Source organism: Pseudomonas sp. GV085, from assembly GCF_003050925.1.
Lineage (GTDB): Bacteria > Pseudomonadota > Gammaproteobacteria > Pseudomonadales > Pseudomonadaceae > Aquipseudomonas.
In genome coordinates this window covers 80,315-99,127 of the sequence record NZ_QAOV01000010.1, presented here as the reverse complement: position 1 = coordinate 99,127, position 18,813 = coordinate 80,315, and the positions used below count along the sequence as shown (strand labels likewise).

Annotated in this window: 16 protein-coding genes; 6 read left to right on the top strand and 10 right to left on the bottom strand. The window is 60.6% G+C overall.

Annotated elements, in window-relative coordinates:
- Nucleotides 1-7: 7 nt before the first annotated feature.
- Nucleotides 8-910 carry a LysR family transcriptional regulator gene (locus tag C8K63_RS20770; RefSeq protein ID WP_177413258.1) on the bottom strand — a complete coding sequence of 301 codons (903 nt, stop codon included), beginning with the start codon at nt 908-910 and terminating at the stop codon, nt 8-10.
- A gap of 103 nt (nt 911-1,013) precedes the next feature.
- Here C8K63_RS20770 and C8K63_RS20765 point away from each other — a divergent pair, with 103 nt between their 5' ends.
- The 4 genes from C8K63_RS20765 to C8K63_RS20750 all read left to right on the top strand — a co-directional run bounded on the left by C8K63_RS20765 (nt 1,014) and on the right by C8K63_RS20750 (nt 4,527).
- Complete coding sequence (locus tag C8K63_RS20765) at nt 1,014-1,346, top strand: multidrug efflux SMR transporter (RefSeq protein ID WP_108218385.1); 333 nt, start codon at nt 1,014-1,016, stop codon at nt 1,344-1,346.
- 195 nt (nt 1,347-1,541) lie between these two features.
- The gene (locus C8K63_RS20760) at nt 1,542-2,717 is read left to right on the top strand and encodes an FAD-binding oxidoreductase (RefSeq protein ID WP_108218384.1); all 1,176 of its coding nucleotides are present in this window, start codon (nt 1,542-1,544) and stop codon (nt 2,715-2,717) included.
- Nucleotides 2,714-3,526 (top strand): aldo/keto reductase, encoded by an 813-nt coding sequence (locus C8K63_RS20755; protein ID WP_108218383.1) that lies wholly within the window; start codon nt 2,714-2,716, stop codon nt 3,524-3,526. The genes C8K63_RS20760 and C8K63_RS20755 overlap by 4 nt, the downstream gene beginning before the upstream one ends.
- A gap of 32 nt (nt 3,527-3,558) precedes the next feature.
- Nucleotides 3,559-4,527 (top strand): metal ABC transporter ATPase, encoded by a 969-nt coding sequence (locus C8K63_RS20750; RefSeq protein WP_108218382.1) that lies wholly within the window; start codon nt 3,559-3,561, stop codon nt 4,525-4,527.
- Nucleotides 4,528-4,657: 130 nt separating this feature from the next.
- Here C8K63_RS20750 and hldE read toward each other — a convergent pair whose 3' ends face one another.
- From hldE to msbA, 3 genes are all read right to left on the bottom strand, one after another.
- Nucleotides 4,658-6,079: a bifunctional D-glycero-beta-D-manno-heptose-7-phosphate kinase/D-glycero-beta-D-manno-heptose 1-phosphate adenylyltransferase HldE gene (gene hldE / locus C8K63_RS20745; protein ID WP_108218500.1), complete on the bottom strand. Its 1,422-nt coding sequence runs from the start codon at nt 6,077-6,079 to the stop codon at nt 4,658-4,660.
- A gap of 102 nt (nt 6,080-6,181) precedes the next feature.
- Nucleotides 6,182-6,340 carry a hypothetical protein gene (locus C8K63_RS20740; protein ID WP_223529861.1) on the bottom strand — a complete coding sequence of 53 codons (159 nt, stop codon included), beginning with the start codon at nt 6,338-6,340 and terminating at the stop codon, nt 6,182-6,184.
- A 61-nt stretch (nt 6,341-6,401) separates the two neighbouring features.
- A complete protein-coding gene (gene msbA, locus C8K63_RS20735) occupies nt 6,402-8,204 on the bottom strand; it encodes a lipid A export permease/ATP-binding protein MsbA (RefSeq protein WP_108218381.1) in 1,803 nt (600 codons plus the stop codon).
- Between the two features lie 154 nt (nt 8,205-8,358).
- On the opposite strand from msbA, the gene C8K63_RS20730 reads away from it, so the two are divergent.
- Nucleotides 8,359-10,224 (top strand): bifunctional O-antigen ligase/aminoglycoside phosphotransferase family protein, encoded by a 1,866-nt coding sequence (locus C8K63_RS20730; RefSeq protein WP_108218380.1) that lies wholly within the window; start codon nt 8,359-8,361, stop codon nt 10,222-10,224.
- Complete coding sequence (locus tag C8K63_RS20725) at nt 10,221-11,444, top strand: acyltransferase (protein ID WP_108218379.1); 1,224 nt, start codon at nt 10,221-10,223, stop codon at nt 11,442-11,444. Before C8K63_RS20730 ends, C8K63_RS20725 begins: the two co-directional genes overlap by 4 nt.
- A 64-nt stretch (nt 11,445-11,508) precedes the next feature.
- On the opposite strand, the gene C8K63_RS20720 is transcribed toward C8K63_RS20725, so the two are convergent.
- Genes C8K63_RS20720 through C8K63_RS20695 form a run of 6 tightly spaced genes read right to left on the bottom strand, consistent with a single transcriptional unit; the run spans nt 11,509 to nt 18,759 of the window.
- The gene (locus C8K63_RS20720) at nt 11,509-12,393 is read right to left on the bottom strand and encodes a glycosyltransferase (protein WP_108218378.1); all 885 of its coding nucleotides are present in this window, start codon (nt 12,391-12,393) and stop codon (nt 11,509-11,511) included.
- A complete protein-coding gene (locus C8K63_RS20715; protein ID WP_108218377.1) occupies nt 12,390-13,544 on the bottom strand; it encodes a glycosyltransferase family 4 protein in 1,155 nt (384 codons plus the stop codon). Before C8K63_RS20715 ends, C8K63_RS20720 begins: the two co-directional genes overlap by 4 nt.
- Entirely contained in the window at nt 13,541-14,983 is a 1,443-nt protein-coding gene (locus C8K63_RS20710; RefSeq protein ID WP_108218499.1) for a PIG-L deacetylase family protein, read from the bottom strand. Before C8K63_RS20710 ends, C8K63_RS20715 begins: the two co-directional genes overlap by 4 nt.
- Nucleotides 14,984-14,991: 8 nt before the next feature.
- Nucleotides 14,992-15,888 carry an antimicrobial resistance protein Mig-14 gene (locus C8K63_RS20705; RefSeq protein ID WP_108218376.1) on the bottom strand — a complete coding sequence of 299 codons (897 nt, stop codon included), beginning with the start codon at nt 15,886-15,888 and terminating at the stop codon, nt 14,992-14,994.
- The gene (locus C8K63_RS20700; protein WP_108218375.1) at nt 15,888-17,018 is read right to left on the bottom strand and encodes a glycosyltransferase; all 1,131 of its coding nucleotides are present in this window, start codon (nt 17,016-17,018) and stop codon (nt 15,888-15,890) included. Before C8K63_RS20700 ends, C8K63_RS20705 begins: the two co-directional genes overlap by 1 nt.
- Nucleotides 17,002-18,759 carry a carbamoyltransferase gene (locus C8K63_RS20695; protein ID WP_108218374.1) on the bottom strand — a complete coding sequence of 586 codons (1,758 nt, stop codon included), beginning with the start codon at nt 18,757-18,759 and terminating at the stop codon, nt 17,002-17,004. The genes C8K63_RS20700 and C8K63_RS20695 overlap by 17 nt, the downstream gene beginning before the upstream one ends.
- Between the last annotated feature and the right edge of the window lie 54 nt (nt 18,760-18,813).

The window sequence follows — 18,813 nt, the reverse complement described above, 5'->3', positions numbered from 1 at the left end:
GCGGAGTTTATCGGCTTTTTTCGCCAATCGTCTGCAAGTGCACGGCAAAACGTTCGGCGAGCCAGCGCGCCGCAGGACCGAGCGGCTCATCCCGACGCCATACCAGTTCCACCACCAGGGCCGGCGGGGTCCATTCGCTGACCAGTTCGACCATCTGATTCTGATAAGTCGGGTACTGCACTACGTGGCGTGGCAACCAGGCCCAGCCGAGGCCACGCACCAGCCATTCGGCCATCACATAGAAACTGTCGGCGCGCCAGACTTGCGGGCTGGCGGGATCACTGCCGGGGTAAATGCTCGACGCCGTGGACATCAGCAACTGCCGATGTTGCGCCAATTGTTGGCTATCCACTGCGCCTTTACGCGCCAACGGATGATCCTTGCCGCACACCGTGACCATTTCCACGCTGCCCAGCACCCGCCGTTCAAGTGCCTCGGGAATCTGATCGTGAAAGAACAGCAGCCCCAGATCGGCGCGCCGCTCCACCAGCTTGCGCGCGACATCGCCTTGGGCGGCGCTGGTCAGTTGCACTTCAAGGCTGGGGAATTTTTCCGCCAGGGCCTCGAAGCTTTCGATGATCGGCTGATACGGCATCGCTTCATCCTGCGCCACACGCAGTCGCGCTTCCTGCCCGCGCATCATCGCCAGCGCCCGGCCGTTGAGCCGTTCGCACTGGCGCAACACCTCCCGTGCTTCGTCCAGCAAAGCGGTACCGGCTTCAGTGAGCTTCGGTTGACGCCCGCTGCTACGGTCGAACAGGCTGACACCCAGGTCTTCTTCCAGCAGCGCTATCGAACTGCTGACCGCCGACTGCGCCTTGCGCTGATCCCGCGCCACGGCAGAAAACGAACGCTGCTCCGCTACGCTGACAAACAACCGCAACTGCTCCAGATTCCATTGCATGCTCATGGCTCAACCCATCTTCTAAACAGATAGGTAATGACTTTACCGCATCTGGCGAATCACTAGAATGCCGACCTCAGAGAGCAACACTTCACACGAGGATTGACCCATGACCGCTTACTACTACCTGGCCATTGCCATCTGCGCCGAAGTGATTGCCACTGTTTCGATGAAAGCCGTCAAGGGCCTCAGCACCCCGCTGCCGCTGGTGCTGGTCATCCTCGGCTACGGCATTGCCTTCTGGATGCTGACCCTGGTGGTGCGCAGCGTTCCGGTGGGTGTGGCGTACGCTGTGTGGGCCGGCATGGGGATCGTGATGGTCAGCGTCGCGGCGCTGTTTATCTACGGGCAGAAGCTGGACGTGCCGGCGATGCTGGGGATGGCGTTGATTGTGCTGGGTGTTGTGGTCATCCAGCTCTTCTCCAAGTCGGCCGGCCACTAAGTCCGAAGCACATTTCACTGTGGGAGCGAGCCAGCTCGCGAAAGCGGTGTATTAGTCGACATTGATATCGACTGATGCGGCCCCATCGCGAGCAGGCTCGCTCCCACAGGTTTTGTGCTCACGTCTTGATCCAGTAAATCCCCTCCACTTCGAGTCTGTATACTGCGCCCTCGTCTTGAACACAGAGGTCGCCGAATGCCATCCGTTATTTCCACCGACGTTCTGATTGTCGGCGCTGGTGTCGCCGGCCTCTGGCTGAATGCACGCCTGCGCCGCCAGGGTTTTTCGACCGTGCTGGTGGAAAGTGCCAGCCTCGGTGGCGGGCAGAGCGTGAAGTCCCAGGGCATCATCCACGGCGGCGCCAAATACGCGCTGCATGGCGCCCTGACCGGCGCCTCGGAAGCCATCGCCGACATGCCGCGCCGCTGGCGCGAAGCCCTGGCCGGTGACGGCGAGCTGGATCTGTCCGGCGTGCGCCTGCTGTCCGAAGCTCATTACCTCTGGTCCCCCGGCACCCTCGCCGGCAACCTCACCAGTTTCTTTGCCAGCAAGGCCGTGCGCGGTCGCGTCGATCAGGTCAAGGGCGAGCAATTGCCGCCGGCCCTGCAGGACAAGCGCTTCAAGGGCAAGGTCTATCGCCTGGCGGAACTGGTGGTCGACGTGCCGAGCCTGATCCAGCGCCTGGCCGACCTGGCCGGAGATGGCTTGCTCGCAGGGCAAAAGATCGAGCCGCTGCTGGAAGGCGGCGTGCTGGTCGGCCTGAAGGTGGACGAGCGCGAGATCCGTGCCCAACGCATCGTCCTGAGCGCCGGTGCCGGGACGGCGGCATTGCTTGAAGCGCTGGGCCTGAGCCAGCCCGCCATGCAGCGCCGCCCGTTGCACATGATCATCGCCAAGGGGCCGAGCCTCAAACCGCTTTACGCCCATTGCCTGGGTGGCGGCACCAAACCGCGCATCACCGTGACCACGCACCCGGCGGCGGATGGCCAATGGGTCTGGTACCTGGGCGGCGATATCGCGGAATCCGAAGGTGTGGCCCGTGAGCCCGCCGAGCAGATCGCCACCGCACAGAAAGAACTCGGCCAGTTGCTGCCGTGGATCGACTTGAGCACGGTCCGTTGGGCCACCCTGCGTGTGGATCGCGCCGAACCCCTGCAATCCGGCCTGACCCGCCCCGACAATGCGTTTCTCGCAGAAGAAGGCCGACTGCTGGTGGGCTGGCCGACCAAGCTCGCCCTGGCGCCGGACTTCGCCGATCGCGTGATCGCCAGCCTGACCCGCGACGGTATCCAGCCAAGCCACCTGGCAGCATTGCCTGAGCTGCCGAAGCCGCCGATGGGCGTACCTGCCTGGGAGCAACTGCTGCCATGAGCCAACCGACCCTGCACGACCTGCATCGCCCGCTGGGCAGTACCGGCCTGGTGGTTTCACCCTTGGGCCTGGGCACGGTGAAACTGGGCCGCGACCAAGGGGTGAAGTATCCCAACGGCTTCCGGATTCCCGATGACGTTGAAGCTCGCATGCTGCTCAAACTCGCCCGCGACCTGGGCATCAACCTGATCGACACCGCCCCGGCCTATGGTCGCAGCGAAGAACGCCTCGGCCCGTTGCTGCGCGGTCAGCGTCAGGATTGGGTGATTGTCAGCAAGGTCGGTGAAGAGTTTGCCGACGGCCAGTCCCTTCACGATTTCAGCGCCGCACACACTCGAATGTCGGTGGAACGCAGCCTGCAACGTCTTGAAACGGACTTCATCGACCTGGTGCTGGTGCACTCCGATGGTAACGACCTGGCGATCCTCAATGACTGCGAAGTCTACGAGACCCTTGCCGCGCTCAAGGCCGAAGGCAAGATTCGCGGTTTCGGCTTTTCCGGCAAAACCGTCGACGGTGGCCTGAAGGCACTGGAGCAAGGCGACTGCGCGATGGTCACCTACAATCTGAACGAACAAAACGAGAAGGCCGTGATTGACTATGCTGCTGCACACGGCAAAGCCATTCTGGTCAAGAAAGCCCTCGCCAGTGGTCATGTCTGCCTGAGTCCGGGCGTAGATCCGGTGCGCGCCAGTTTCGAATTGTTGTTTGAACATCCGGGTGTTGCCAGTGCTATTGTCGGGACCATCAATCCGCTGCACCTCGCCCACAATGTCGCGACCGTTGCCCAGGTCCTACGTAGCCACTGACGCCGCCCACGCGGCCTTAAGCAGGAGCCGACATGTCGCGTACGCTCATCAGAAAGAACCCGAGCAACTTCAAGACCCTGCCGTTATTCGTCGAAGCGACGCCCGAAGGCCTGGCTTATCAGAGCGTCGGCAGGCCGCTGAACTTCGCCCAGACCCTGCAACGTCGTCGTCCGGTGACGGTCGGCGACAGCGAACGGTTTGCTCTGGAACTGGCCAATCTCGGGGTTTCGGTGCGCCTGACCCTGCATTGGCAGAATCGCGATTATTGGGTGCTGGTGCGCCAACGCCGGCAGGACCGTGGCGATGTGGTGCTCAAGCTGATCTCCGGATACGTGCCGGCTCATGAGCTGAACCTGCCCTTGCACACGGCGATCCAGGAAATTGCCGAAGAATGCCTGCTGGAGACTCCGGAAGGCTGGCTCGGTGGGCGGTTCAATGACACCTGGCTGCCGACGCCCTACTCGGCCGCCCTGCATTACCGTGAAGCCCTGCCATTTCGCTTGTCGCCACTGTCCGGCTCGGCGCGGCCGGTACGCTGCGCCAACCTGATGCTGATAGAGCGCCCGCGGGCTTACGTGCATTTGCCAACGGCGTCACTGCAGTTGATTTACGACTTGCGCCTGGACGTTCCCAAGGAAGCCAAATCCCTGAGCCTGCTCCATGTCGATGAAAGACTGGAAGGCGATCAACTCGTCGCCCGCCTCGACCGCAAGCGCCCCGATCTGTACTTGATGCCCTTGCAGGATGGTCACCCGTTGGCTGAGCTCTACACCTTGAAAAAGGATCAACTGTACCCGGCCAGCACGCGCGGCCTGTACCTGGCCGAGAGTTTTGCCCGACAGGAAGGCTGGTTGGTGCGCGATGAGCGGATTCGCTGGAAGGACTGGGTGAGACAGCAGGGTTTGACCCCTCCGGGGAAGGATTCGGGGTTGGCGCTGTTACGCGGTAAGGCCAAGCAACTGCTGAAGAAGATCGTGCCGAGAAAAAAGGTCAGCTCTTAAACGTAAAAGATCGCAGCCTGCGGCAGCTCCTACGTTGGAACGCGTGTTCCTGTAGGAGCTGCCGCAGGCTGCGATCTTTTGATTTTACGATCCCCGGGCTACAGGAAAAGATCGCAGGCTACGCCAGCTCCTACGACTTGCGGATCTTCTCGACAATCGCGGTGGTCGAGCTGTTTTCCACCAGCCCCAGCACTTTCACGGTGCCGCCGTAGGCCGTCACGATGTCCGCGCCGACCACCTGGTCGACCCCGTAGTCACCACCCTTGACCAGCACATCCGGCTTGACCGCGCTCAGCAGGTTTTCCGGAGTGCCTTCCGGGAAACTGATGACCCAGTCCACCGCCCCCAGACCGGCCAGCACCGCCATGCGCCGGTCGACACTGTTGATCGGACGGCCCGGCCCTTTCAGGCGGCTGACCGATGCATCGTCGTTTACCGCAACGATCAAACGATCGCCCTGGGCCCGCGCCTGTTCGAGGTAGGTCACATGACCGGCGTGCAGAATATCGAAGCAACCGTTGGTGAACACGATCCGCTCTTTGTGCGCGCGGGCATCGTCGACCGCCAGCAACAGTTGCTCAAGACCTAGCACACCGCGCTCGGAACCTTCCTCGCGCTGGATCGCACGACGCAGTTCCGGCGCACTGATGGCCGCCGTACCGAGTTTGCCGACCACGATACCGGCCGCCAGATTGGCCAGAGCCACCGCGTGAGGCAGCTCTTCGCCAGCGGCAATCGCGGCCGCCAGGGTGGAAATCACCGTATCGCCAGCACCGGTCACGTCGAACACTTCACGGGCCCGGGCCGGCAAGTGCAGCGCCGGATGATCCGGACGCAGCAAGGTCATGCCGTGCTCGCCACGGGTCACCAACAAAGCACCGAGGTCCAGGTCGTGCATCAGCTGCGCGCCCTTGCTCACCAATTCGTGCTCATCGGCGCAACCACCGACGATGGTTTCGAATTCGTTGAGATTCGGCGTGATCAGGCTCGCACCGCGGTAGATCGAGAAATCCTTGCCCTTGGGATCAGCCAGCACCGGAATGCCACGGGCACGGGCGGCCTGGATCAGCGCCTGATGGTTTTTCAGCGCACCTTTGCCGTAGTCGGACAGCACCAGCACCTTGATGCCTTCGAGCAACTCATCGACCTGCGCGACCAGCGCCAGCGCATCAGTGGCGAAAGGTTCTTCGAAGTCGATACGCAGCAATTGCTGGTGACGGCTCATGACCCGCAGCTTGACGATGGTCGGCTGGTGCGCGATGCGCTGGAAGGTGGCCCGCACGCCAGCGCCCTTGAGGCTGTTGACCAGGCTGTTGGCGGCTTCATCGTCGCCGGTGACACCGACCAGCGAGGCCGGAGCCCCCAGGGCGGCAATGTTCAAGGCAACGTTGGCAGCGCCGCCCGGACGGTCCTCGATGTGATCGACCTTGACCACCGGCACCGGCGCCTCAGGAGAAATCCGTGAGGTACCACCATGCCAGTAACGGTCGAGCATGACATCGCCGACTACCAAGACAGGGGCTTGATCGAATCGCGGCATGGACAACTTCATGGTGCAACCCACATACAAAATGAACAGGGGCGCGATATTAGCACAGGGTTGGCGTCGGCTTGTGTGGTGGCTGCAAGCGGATGATTCGCGGGGCTTTCTTGCTCATTTTTTGAGCAGCAGATCCGCCAGACGACGACACGTATCGCTCATCCCCATCGCTTGCGCATCGATTTCGCACTCGGCATGCAGCGGCGCCTCGTAGGGACTGTCTATAGCGGTGAAGTCCTTGATCGGGCAAGAAGCGTAAAGGTCTGGATACAAATCACCAGACGCGTTGCACGTCAGGTGTGCGAAAGGGCGAGCCAGGCTCGCCCTTTCGGGGTCAGGCGATGTCTTCGGCCGGGGCGTCGAGGCCCATCGCGTTGAGGCGCGAGTAGTAGCCGTTTTGCGCCAGCAGTTGCTCATGGGTGCCGCGCTCGACGATTTTCCCCTGATCCATGACCAGGATCAGGTCGGCCTTCTCGATCGTCGACAGGCGATGAGCGATCACCAGCGTGGTGCGACCTTTCATGACCTGATCCAGGGCGGCCTGAATATGCCGCTCGGACTCGGTATCGAGTGCCGAGGTCGCCTCATCGAGAATCAGCAGCGGAGCATTCTTCAACAGCGCCCGGGCAATCGCCAGGCGCTGGCGCTGACCACCGGACAGCAGCACGCCGTTTTCCCCGACCTGGGTATCCAGGCCTTCAGGCAACTGAGCAATGAAGTCCATTGCATAGGCATCCTTGGCCGCCTTTTCAATGTCTTCACGGGGTGCGCCAGCCAGGTCGCCATAGGCGATGTTGTTGGCCACGGTATCGCTGAACAGTGTCACGTGCTGAGTCACCTGGGCGATATGCCGACGCAGGTTCAACAGCTTGTACTGCTCCACTTCGACGCCATCGATGAGGATTTCGCCCTTGTCGTGGTGATAGAAACGCGGAATCAGATTGGCCAGGGTCGACTTGCCGCTGCCCGAACGTCCCACCAACGCCACCATTTGCCCGGGCTCGACCGAGAAACTGATGTCATTGAGCACCTGACGCTCGGTATCAGGGTAGGTGAAGCTGAGGTTGCGCACGTCCAGGCGACCGCTGACGGCATCGCGCTCGACGGTGCCGGTATCGACTTCAGGCTCGACATCCAGTTGCTCGAAGATACTTTCAGCGCCGGCCACCCCCTTCTGGATGGTCGAGCTGACTTCGGACAACTGGCGAATCGGCTTGGGCAGCAGGCCGGCCAGGGTGATGTAGGCCACCATGTCGCCGGCTGACGCATCGCCACGCAGGAACAGCACCAGGAACATCAGCACGGCCATGGCGGTATAGATCACCAATTGCAGCAGCGGCGTGTAGATGGCGCCGGTGCGGGTCATGCGCAATTGCTTGTCAGTGTTGCCCTGGCTGGCGTCGAAGAAGCGTTTCTCTTCATAGGCTTCACCACCGAAGCTGCGCACCACGCGATAACCCTGGATGGTTTCGGACGCCACATGCGTCACGTCTCCCATGGCCAGCTGGATTTTCTTGCTCTGCTTGCGGAATTTCTTGCTGGCGGTGCGCACCATGATGGCGATCAGCGGCAGGATGGCGACCATGACCAGCGTCAGGCGCCAGTTCATGAACAACAGCGAGGCAAACAGGAAGATCACCGTCATGCCTTCACGAATTACGACCTTGATTGCATCCGTTGCCGCCCCCGTGACCATGGTCACGTTGAAGGTGATACGTGAAATCAGGTGTCCCGAGTTATGCTTGTCGAAATACCGGTTTGGCAACACCAGCAGGTTGTTGAATAACTGCACCCGCAAGTCATGGACCAGGCCCAGGGAAACCTTGGCCAGGAAGTAGTTGCCCAGGTACGACCCCAATCCCTGCCACGCAGCGATCAGGATGATCAACAACGGCACCGCCTGCAGCAGTTGCAGATCCCGCAGGTAGGGCACGCTTGGAAACAGCGCCGCTTCTGGGTTGGACAGACCGTCGACGAAGTACTTGAGGATGTAGCCCAGCATTGGCTGCGTCGAAGCGAAAATCAGAAAACCGACGATGCTGATCAGGAACAGGCTGATGTACGGCCGGACATAGCCGAGCAGACGGAAGTAGATTTTCAAGCTCGATGGGCTTGCACTAAGACTGGAGTCGGTCATATCACGCGAATGTCGATAAAAAGGACGCTGACTTTAGCACAGCTTCCCCAGGGTTCTGGCAATCGCATACAGTCTGTGTATTGTGGCGCGTCAAATACCCACCAGATGTCCCTGCCTTGGTACGCTCGCTCAATTCAGGAATAAGTTATTCAGCATGCAATCAAACGCTTTGAACAGCACGTCCAATAGAATCTTCGATTTCATTTGTTTGTGGATCCTTCCGCTCGGTTATTTATTGCTGCTTTGTGCGCTGTTTTTCCTGCCTGGGCGCAGTGTGCATCACAAGCTTTACTATGGCCTGTTCAGTATTCCGGCACTGATTGCGCTGTGCCTGCGTCCGCGGTTCAGCAAAGAACTGCTGCGCGAACCGATCGTCATTGCAGCCCTGCTGTTTGTGGCGTGGGCACTGCTCAGTCTGCGCTGGGGACCGGGCGGCGACATCGACTTCGGTCAGTTCAAACCCCCATTGCACACCCTGTTTCTGTTCGTCGGCTGCTACCTGCTGGTGCGCTATCGCAGCGAAATCATTCAGCCCCTGCTGTTCTGCGCCGCGATCGTGGCGCTGGTCGCCACTGTCTACAACCTGTACAGGTTCGGCCTGATCTACCAACCGGAAATGCGCCTGATCGGAGTAGGTGCGTTCGACAACCCACTGCTCAGCTCCCACGTTTTCGGTTTTTTCTGTACCTACTGGCTGAGCCTGAGCATGACCTGCAAGCGACACCAGGTACTTTGGTTGAGCATACCGGCGATGGCGATCATGTTCGCCGCCGTCCTGGCCACCGGCTCAAGGACTCCACTGGTTGCACTGACGCTGGCCGCGCTGTGGCTGAGTTACATCTGCTGGAATCGACAGTCGGTCTTCATGCTTGGTTCCATGGTCATCGCCGAAACGGCGACTTTCGCGTTGTTTGCGGACAAGATCTTCGAAAGAGGCAGTTCCTTCCGTATCGAACTCTGGCAAATGGCCCTGGACAGGATCGCTGAACACCCATGGATCGGGCACGGCTACAACGCTGGACTGAGCCTGGACCCCGGCGCCGGCTCCCCCCTTCAGGAGCCTCATAGCTTCGCCCTGGGCGTGCTCTACTACGTCGGCATTATCGGTCTGCTGCCATGGCTGTTCTTCATTGTGTGGAGCTTCATCAGCAGCCGGCGCCATCGCGTGCAACCGCTGTTCATCATTGCCTCGACCTGGCTGGCCTTCGGTATCGGTGCGGGGCTGACCGAAGGTGGCGGGATTATCTCTCGCCCCAAGGAGCACTGGTTCCTGCTGTGGATCCCGTTGGCACTGATTGCCGCATTGAGCATCAATCAACGGGCCAGGCGCCTGCTGGACAGACCGATCAAGACCGCGACGCCAAGCGCCCTGCAACAGCTGACGGCCGATGCCCTGATCATCGAAGAAGATGGTTTGGGCCCCAAAGTCCTGCGCCTGACCGATGGCAGCTTTCTCAAGCTGTTCCGCCGTCGCCGCTGGTACACCTCGGGCAGTTTCACGCCCTACTCCGATCGTTTTGCCGTCAACAGCGTGCAACTGCGCAGCATGGGCATCCCGACACCGCACATCCTCGACCTTTACCGGTTCGAAGACGGCAGCACCGCTGTGCACTACTCTCCCTTGCCGGGCAACACGCTGCGCCAGATCCTGCAAGGCATCACCGCCCCGGCTGTGCGCCAGGCACTGGTGGAGCGCTTCGGCAAATTCATGGCCCAACTGCATCAGCAAGGGGTCTATTTCCGCTCCCTGCACTTGGGCAATGTGCTGGTGCTGGAGGACGGCGAGTTCGGCCTGATCGACCTGGCCGACCTGCGGATTTACCCTTCATCGTTGAGCCCTTCGCTGCGTCGGCGCAATCTGCGCCACATGCAGCGCTACGCATCAGATCGGCACTGGCTGTTCGAGGATCACTTCGAAGCGCTGCTTCAGGGATACGCTGCGGTGGCTTCGAAAGCCGACGTGGATAATTTGCACAGGCACGTGCTGGCCGGGAGTCCTCCGGCCCAGGCTCACCGATGATAGAAACCAACCCGCTTATCGCGATGACGGCCTACCTGCTCGCCATCGCGACTGCTGCGCTACTGTTGCGCAGCGTGCCGAGACTCACCCGACAGCTGGAGCATCGCGGCGAAAGCCGCTTTGCCGGCATCGACGGCTTACGCGGGTATCTGGCCTTCGGCGTGTTCGTCCATCACTCGATCATTACCTGGATCTTTCTGCAAACCGGCGTGACCGATTTTCCGCCGAGCAACTTCTACTCGCAGCTCGGCCAGGGCAGCGTCGCCCTCTTTTTCATGATCACCGGCTTTCTGTTCTGGGACCGCTTGCTCACCCACGGGCGGCAACACGACTGGCTGGCATTTGCGGTATCTCGGCTGTTTCGCCTCTACCCGCTCTACCTGCCGCTGATGTTGGCCGTGTTTGTCTGTGTGTTCTATTTGCAGGACTGGGAACTCAAGGATTCCGCCACCCAACTCATTGGCCAGACCCTGGCCTGGCTGTTCTTCGACCGGCCAGACGTCAACCAGTACCACCAGACCGGCATGCTGATCTCCAACGTCACCTGGACGCTGGGGTACGAGGTGTTTTTCTACCTTGCCCTGCCACTGGCCGCCATGGTGTTCATTTATCGCGGAGGCTGGATGCAGACGGTGCTGTGCCTGATCGGCATCTACACCCTTTATCAGGTGGTCGGATGGGAGCACTCGCTGAAGAAGCACTTCCTGACCAGTTTCCTCGGCGGCATCGCTGCGGCGTACTGGGTTCGCCGTCCACAATGGGTCGCCTGGAGCCTGTCTCCGCTGGCGGGCATCATCGCCCTGCTCGCATTGGCGATCGCCTTTACGGTGTTCAACCGGGCATTCAACCTGGGAGCGCTGCTGCTGCTTTCACTGTTCTTTGTGATCGTGGCGTCCGGCAACACCTTGTTCGGCGCCCTGAGACCACGCAGCATTCGCTGGCTGGGGGAAATCAGCTACAGCACGTATTTGCTGCACGGTTTCGTGCTCTGGGTACTGGTGCAGCGACTGCCGCCGCTATTGCATCTTGACGCCCGGCAAGCCTGGGTTTTCCTGCCGTTGCTGGCTGTGTGCAGTTGCCTGCTGATCATCATCAGCAGCCTGACTTACCTGTACATCGAAAAGCCCGGTATCAATGCCGGCAAGAAAACCCTGCACTGGTTGCGCCAGAACAGGAAGCCGAGGAAAGAGTTTTTAGAGGAGACGGCTCAACAACGTTGAGCAATCGTCGCGGCATATCGCCACCCAACATCCCGCCCCGCTCCCCTTGAGTCCAGCCCGGGGCTCAGTCTTTCTCCAGCCGCGAGAAGTACATCCGCCCCAGCCCGCGCCAGGTTTTCTTGTTCCAGGCCTTGAACGGAATCTGCGCCAGCAGCTCCCGCGCCAGCTTGCGATCACGGTTGGCGGTCTTGAGGAACATGGAGTTGAGAAATTTGTAGCGCACTTCGTCATACAGCGGGTGATCGCTGAAGAGTGCGTAGGTGCGCAGGATGCTGTCGATCATGAAGCGGTGGTTCTTGTAGGAGTTGGTGGCGTGCTTGCGATAGCGCGCCATCAACACATTCAGACCATCGATAAAGTAACCGGCATGGGTCACCTTCAGCTCAATCAGCAAGTCTTCCAGGCGAATGGTCGGGTCGAATCCGCCCACCTTCTCCAGCGCTTCGCGACGGATCATCAGGGTGGGTGCCGGAGGATAGGGCTTGCGCTCCAGGAACATGTCGTCGAAGTCCAGGCGACGGAACGGTACATCCCGGCGCTGGCGCTTCTCGGGGTAGAGATTGCCATCGGCATCGATCAACTCGATGTTACCGGCGCAAATGCCGACCTCGGGTTTGCCATCCATATGCGCGACCTGGGTGGCGATTCGCTCCGGCAACATGATGTCATCCGAACCGAACGGCACGATCAGGCTGCCCTTGGCCCGGGCAATAGCACCATTGAGGGTGTTGGTCAGCCCCTGGTTTTCCTGCACCCGGAAATCGAAACCATGGATGACCTGCAACGCCTTGATCCGCTTGACGCTGTCATCTTTCGAGCCATCGTCGACCACCAGCAACTCGATGTTCTGATAGGTCTGGTTGAGGACGCTGAGAATGCTTTCCTCGATGTAAGGGGCATGGTTATACGACGCGATGATGACCGTGACGATGGGTTGCGCGTCGTTCATGGCTGTTCCTTGCGGGCCTGTTCCAGGCCGGAGTCGATCAGATTGAGGTATTCGCGACGGAACTCCTCGATGTCATGGTGTTGCTGCAGATAACGGAAGGCCTGCTCACCCTTGGCCTTGAGCTCGTTATCCGACAGCCCGAGGTAGGTGTCCAGCGCCGCCTGCAACGTCGGCACATCCTTCGGCGTAATCGCCAGGCCACCGGCCCCCTCGATGAGCGGCAACATGGCCGGCACGTTCGAGGCAATCACCGGCAAATGCCCACTCATGCCTTCAAGCAGCGCCAGCCCGAGACCTTCGGCCAGGGAAGGCATGGTCCAGATATCGAAAGCGCGAATGTACTGCAGGGCAATTTCCTTGAACCCCAGCAAATGGGCGCGACCGCTGAGACCGAGGCGGTCGATTTCCGCCGCCAGGCGCGACTCTTCGCGGCCGGCACCGATGATCGCCAGTTGGGTATTCGGGTATTTGTCCTTGAGTGCCGCGAAGGCCTGCAGCAAATAGATATGGCCCTTGACCGGCACCAGTCGCCCCAACGCACCGATCAGCCGCACCGACGGATCAATGCCCAACATTTCTCGGGCCTTTTCACGACTGTGTTGCAGACCTTCGGCTTGCTCGATGTCGATGGCATTGGTGATGGCGTAGGTATTCTGGTCGGTGAAGCCGCAGTCACAGTCCAGCAGATACTGTTTCACCGCAGGCGACACGCCAACGAAGCGCCAGTGACGATCGATCAGGCGCTGGGTCTGGCGGCGCCGGTAAAAACGGTCGTACTCGCCAAAGCCGTGGGAAATGCCGATGCACAAAGGCACTTTCAGCCAGCGGTTGAGCGCCAGCATCATGTTCACCGGCTTGAAGCGGTTGCAGATCACCACATCGAATTTTTCCCGACGGCAGAACTTGTATAGCTGCCACATGGCCCGCAGGCGCATGCCCTTGAGGGACTTGTCGGAAAACTCGAAGTACACCGAACGGTCGGCTCGGCTCACCGCTTCGCCCGGCCCGGGTTTGCCGCGCAAAAACGCGGCAGTCACTTCATAGCGCTCACTGGGCAGGGCCTTGACGATTTGCTCCGCGAGGTCGGCGAAATCATGGGCTTTGACGTTGTAGTCAGGCTGCAGTTGCAGGACCTTTGACCGCTGACTCATAACTCTCCCCGCTGAGAAACATTGCCTGGTGTGTGCTTGAGGGACCACAAAAGCTCGTGGCGCCGGACGGCCTTGCGAAAGAATTCGTTCTGGCCATAGGTTGGCGGCAAGCGGCCGGCCAACAACCGTTGGATCAACCGACGCAAGCGACGCTTGAACGGCATCGCCGGCTGCAGGTCGTGCATCATGCCCAACGCCATGGCTTTGTCTCGCTGTTGTTCCAGCGGTATTGGCAGGCAATAAGGCTGCATCGGTTGGGCCGGTTCGAAGGCCGGCGGCAAGGCGATGCCATCACCGGTATCACCCATCGGCCAGCGGTCGTTGTCGTGCAGGTGGTTGGCGTAGCCCAATAGCGTGGTCGGTTGCCAGTCCAGGCCTTGCAAGGCTTCGAGGACTGCCGCCTGGGCGCAGATATGATCGGGGTGCGGATCCAGGGTCGGATGCGGCAGGACGATGACCTCGGGCCGGGCCCGCAGCAACAACTCTCGTAGATCCGCCAGCAGGTTGTTCCAGGTCGGCGCGCCATCGACATCGCCGGGCAGTGCGAAAGGATTCAGCCGGCGGAACAGACGGATGTCGCTCATATCCGCTTCCCGCGATCCCGCCGCCACCGCAGGCGCAGCCTGCATGCTCGGCAACTGTAGACAGAAGTAACCCAGTTGTACGCAGTGAGCCTCGGGCACACCGGCCCAACGTGGCACGGCAATGCTGTCCCAGGTGCGCAGGCGGCCTTTCAAGCGGGCCGCATCGACCTTGTTCAGGCCCATCTGCCGATAGTGTTCGGCTTCGATTTCACCGGCGGTCAGCGTGACGATCCAGGTTTCGTCGGCCTGGCTGTACAAACCGTAGGCTGCCAATTCGGCGTCATCGGCGTGAGGGGCGATGACCATCACCCGCTGACGCCGGTAATCCGGATGCTCGAACGCCCACAGCACGGGCTCACCAAACACGCGACAGAAGCGCCCGCGCAAGCGCAGGTCACCACGCGACAGCGCCTGTGCCTGACCACTGAGATTGAGGTAACGCAGGCCGTTTACGCCCCGTTCGAAGGTTTGTCGATCAGGGTTTTCGCCACCCGCCAACTCCACCACCGGATCGATAAAACGCCCCAGCCAGGTGCTCTTTACCCGCAGGGCCAACACCAGCGTCGCGTCGTCGACCAGCATCACGCCCTCGTCCAGCCGCAAGTGTTCACCGCTCAGGTGCACCTTGGGCTGTGGCGTGTACGGGGGAAAGCTGTACTGGTAATCGTCTTTCGCTGAGTAGAACAGATGGTCGGCAAACCAGGCTTCGTGGGCAATCCAGCCCAGAACCGCCAGCACCAGCGGCAACCACCAGGCCACCGCCACACCCATGACGATCAACAGCACCAGCGCAATCAACAGGCCGATACGTTTATTGCGCCGGTGGCGCTTGAGCAGTTGCTGTTTGCGGCTTATGGCTTGGCTCATACGGTGAAGACCGGCACAGGGTTGCACCAGCGATCCTTGTATTCACGGTCGGCGCGACCGAAGGAAAAGCGCAACGGTTTGTCCTGCGCCCGGGCATGCTCCCAGGCGCTTTGCGTATTGAGAAAACTCAGCACACTGCCAGGGCTGAACTCGCGAGTCTCGGGATCGACTCCGCCGTTGATGTACTCGACGCTGATCCACTGCGAGGTTTCGACGCGGTACACCAGTTGAATCGCAATCGGCGCATCGTTGAGGAAAATCACCGAACCGATCAACAACTCGCGCAGCAACTCGATGACCTCGGCCATGCGTTCGGCACCCGTCGCCGGGAAGCCCCAGCGGCGCTGGAACAGGTCGCAATAAATCGCCGCCAGATCGATGCTGGAAAACTCGGACACCGGCCGCACCACGCCACCGGCCTCTTCCAGCAAACGCAATTCGCGGCGCTGGTTATAGCGAAATTTTTTCGACAGCTCTTCGGGGGTACGGGCCATGGCCAGTTGTTCGGCTTGCAACCTGATGCCAGTGAAACGGCCTTCGTTCAGCGCCGACAGATACCGCGCGCGATGGCGCAAAGGCGCCTGGGTATCGGCAGCGGCGGGCAGGATGATCTCGGCGTTGCCAAGGTCGAACAAGCCCTTTTTGCCGCGACGCTTGAGCACGTCCTTGGACAAGGCCAGGTCGCGCCCCCAGGTCGGGATCGCCGCCTTGACCTCGTCACCCTGGACCCAGGCCAGGTAACGCACCGGAATCTCGGCCAGTTTCGCCAGCCGCTCGACCACCATCGGATGAGTTGCGACGCTGCCGCCATAACGCTGCCAGGTTTCGGCGTAAGTCGAGGCGTCGACTACCGCCCAGCCACGCTCGCGCCAGCCTTGAAATCGGTTGAGCATCAGCCCCTCTGTGCCAGTTCGGTAACGTGCGGCAAATGCCAGAAAGCATCGCGTACCGCGCAATCGGAGAAGCGTTCGTGCAAGCGCTCGAGCATCAACTCGGCACACTGTCGGCGTTGCTGATCATCCATGCCAGCCAGATGTTGCAGCCCTTGGGCCAGACGCTCGGCATCACCCAACGGGAACAGGATGCCCACGCTTTCGACCACTTCTTTCGCTCCGCCGCACGCCGTTGCGAGCAAAGGTACACCAGCGGCCATGGCCTCCAGCAGCACCATGCCGAACGGTTCGTGATCAGAGCTCAGGGCAAACACATCGAAGGCCCGGAAGTAGTTGCGCGCATCCGGTACCTGACCGAGAAACAGCACCCGGTCACCGATACCCAGCTCCCGGGCTTGAGCCTTGAGGTTTTCCTCCAGACGCCCCTTACCGAGAATCACCAACTGGCTGTTGGCCGGCAACCCCGGCAACGCCTCGGCGAAACCCTGCAACAGCGTGGCCTGGTCCTTGTCGGGATGCAGCCGTCCGACGTTGCCGATGATCCACGCATCCGCCGCCAAACCGAGGGTTTCCCGGGCCTCGCGAGCCGACACCTGGGTCGCCTGCAAGGTGTCCACGTCGATACGGTTGTACAAGGTCTGGATCCGCGAAGCCGGCCACTTCGGCAGGCATTGGCGCATGTCGTCGCGCACCGCGTCGGACACACCGAGCAGACTCAGACGCTTGCGAAAGATATGCGCGAACAGTTTGCGGCTGCCACGCTTGTAATCGTCAAAAGCGTGATGCACGCCAATCACCGGCAACGACGTACCGAGCAAGGCGATATAGATCGGCTTGAAGCGATGAGCGATGCAGAAACTGAAGTTGCGCGACGCGGCGATCTTGCGCAGATCGCCGATGGCGCCCAGCTTCAGGCCGCGAATGGCCTTGGAGCTGTACTCCATGAACAGCACTTCATCGCAAGCACAACCCGCGGCGACTTCGGCATCGGCAACCCCGGTGAGAAACACCGTGGTCACTCGATAACCGGTCCCCGCGAACAGGCTGGCGTACTGCCGTGCGCAGTCCAGGAACGGCCCGTCATAGCCGTGGCAGAACTGCAGCACATGGCGTTCAGCCGAACGTGTCATAGGCGTTCGCGCCCTCTTTGACCACCAGGATGTCTTCCATGATCAGATACTGTAGATCCGAACCGAAGAACATGTTCAAGGCGTCGGTCGGCGAGCAGATCATCGGTTCGCCGCGACGGTTGAGCGAGGTGTTGAGCGATACGCCGTTGCCGGTGAGCACTTCCAGCGCTTTCATCATGTCGTAGTAGCGCGGGTTGTATTCGCGCTTGAGCACCTGGGCGCGGGAAGTGCCGTCTTCGTGGACGACTTCCGGCACGCGGGTTTTCCACTCTTCAGCCACTTCGAAGGTGAAGGTCATGAACGGGGCCGGGTGATCGATCTTGATCATCTGTGGAGCGACAGTGTCGAGCATCGATGGGCAGAAAGGCCTCCAGCGCTCGCGGAACTTGATCTGGTGGTTGATCCGGTCAGCCACGCCCGCAATGCTCGGGCAACCGATGATCGAACGACCGCCCAAGGCGCGCGGACCAAACTCCATGCGGCCCTGGAACCAGGCCACCGGGTTGCCATCGACCATGATTTTGGCGATCTGCTCCGGCATGTTGTCGAGCTTGCGCCAGGTCGGCTTGTTCTCGTGACGGGCGCACGCGGCGATCACGTCTTCGTTGCTGTACGACGGGCCGAGGTAGACGTGTTCCATCTTCTCGACCGGTACGCCACGGGCGTGGGACACATAGGCTGCCGCGCCCACTGCGGTACCGGCGTCGCCGGAGGCAGGCTGAACAAACAGCTCCTTGACGTCGTCGCGAGCGATGATTTTCTGGTTGAGCTTGACGTTCAACGCACAGCCACCGGCGTAGGCCAGTTTGCCGGTTTCCTTGAGCACGTCGCCCAAGTAGTAGTCGATCATCTGCAGCGCAATTTTTTCGAACAGCGCTTGAATGCTCGCAGCGTAGTGGATGTAAGGCTCGTCGGCGATATCGCCTTCGCGCTTGGGACCCAGCCACTCGATCAGCTTCGGCGAGAAGTAGTAACCCTTGCCCTTCTCTTTGTAACGACGCAGACCGATAACGTTGGCGTAGTCGGTGTTGATCACCAGCTCGCCGTTTTCGAACGAAGCCAGGCGCGAAAAATCGTATTTGCTGGCATCGCCATACGGCGCCATGCCCATGACCTTGAACTCACCGTCAAGCATATCGAAACCGAGGAACTCGGTGATCGCGCCGTACAGGCCGCCGAGGGAGTCCGGATCGAAGAATTCCTTGATCTTGTGGATCTTGCCGTTTTGGCCGTAACCAAAGAAGGTCGTGGCGTACTCGCCTTTGCCGTCGATACCGAGGATCGCGGTTTTCTCTTTGAAACCGGAACAGTGATAAGCGCTGGAGGCGTGGGCCAGGTGGTGTTCGACCGGCTCGATCTTGATCTTCTTCGGATCAAAACCCAGTTGCTCCAGGCACCAGACGATCTTGTTGCGATAACGCTTGTAGCGACGGTTGCCCATCAGGATCGCGTCGAGTGCACGGTCCGGGGCATACCAGTAACGCTTGGCGTACTGCCAGCGGGCCTTGCCGAACAGGCTGATCGGTGCGAATGGAATCGCTACCACGTCAACGTCGGACGGCTTGATGCCAGCCTGTTCCAGGCAGAACTTCGCCGACTCGTAAGGCATGCGGTTCTTTGCATGTTTATCGCGTACGAAGCGTTCCTCTTCAGCCGCCGCGACCAGCTTGCCGTCGATGTACAGGGCTGCGGAAGGATCATGGCTAAGGGCGCCGGACAGGCCAAGAATCGTCAATGCCACAGGGGTCTAGCCTCTTTAGTCTGCATGCAGGCGCAAGCGCCTCAAAAATTAATG

What these genes read in the sequence shown, in the direction of transcription:
- C8K63_RS20705 (WP_108218376.1), bottom strand. Translation starts at nt 15,888, where the DNA reads ATGCTCAACCGATTTCAAGGCTGGCGCGAGCGTGGCTGGGCGGTAGTC.
- C8K63_RS20755 (WP_108218383.1), top strand. Translation starts at nt 2,714, where the DNA reads ATGAGCCAACCGACCCTGCACGACCTGCATCGCCCGCTGGGCAGTACC.
- C8K63_RS20725 (WP_108218379.1), top strand. Translation starts at nt 10,221, where the DNA reads ATGATAGAAACCAACCCGCTTATCGCGATGACGGCCTACCTGCTCGCC.
- C8K63_RS20720 (WP_108218378.1), bottom strand. Translation starts at nt 12,393, where the DNA reads ATGAACGACGCGCAACCCATCGTCACGGTCATCATCGCGTCGTATAAC.
- C8K63_RS20700 (WP_108218375.1), bottom strand. Translation starts at nt 17,018, where the DNA reads ATGACACGTTCGGCTGAACGCCATGTGCTGCAGTTCTGCCACGGCTAT.
- msbA (WP_108218381.1), bottom strand. Translation starts at nt 8,204, where the DNA reads ATGACCGACTCCAGTCTTAGTGCAAGCCCATCGAGCTTGAAAATCTAC.
- C8K63_RS20730 (WP_108218380.1), top strand. Translation starts at nt 8,359, where the DNA reads ATGCAATCAAACGCTTTGAACAGCACGTCCAATAGAATCTTCGATTTC.
- C8K63_RS20770 (WP_177413258.1), bottom strand. Translation starts at nt 910, where the DNA reads ATGAGCATGCAATGGAATCTGGAGCAGTTGCGGTTGTTTGTCAGCGTA.
- C8K63_RS20715 (WP_108218377.1), bottom strand. Translation starts at nt 13,544, where the DNA reads ATGAGTCAGCGGTCAAAGGTCCTGCAACTGCAGCCTGACTACAACGTC.
- C8K63_RS20760 (WP_108218384.1), top strand. Translation starts at nt 1,542, where the DNA reads ATGCCATCCGTTATTTCCACCGACGTTCTGATTGTCGGCGCTGGTGTC.
- hldE (WP_108218500.1), bottom strand. Translation starts at nt 6,079, where the DNA reads ATGAAGTTGTCCATGCCGCGATTCGATCAAGCCCCTGTCTTGGTAGTC.
- C8K63_RS20765 (WP_108218385.1), top strand. Translation starts at nt 1,014, where the DNA reads ATGACCGCTTACTACTACCTGGCCATTGCCATCTGCGCCGAAGTGATT.
- C8K63_RS20750 (WP_108218382.1), top strand. Translation starts at nt 3,559, where the DNA reads ATGTCGCGTACGCTCATCAGAAAGAACCCGAGCAACTTCAAGACCCTG.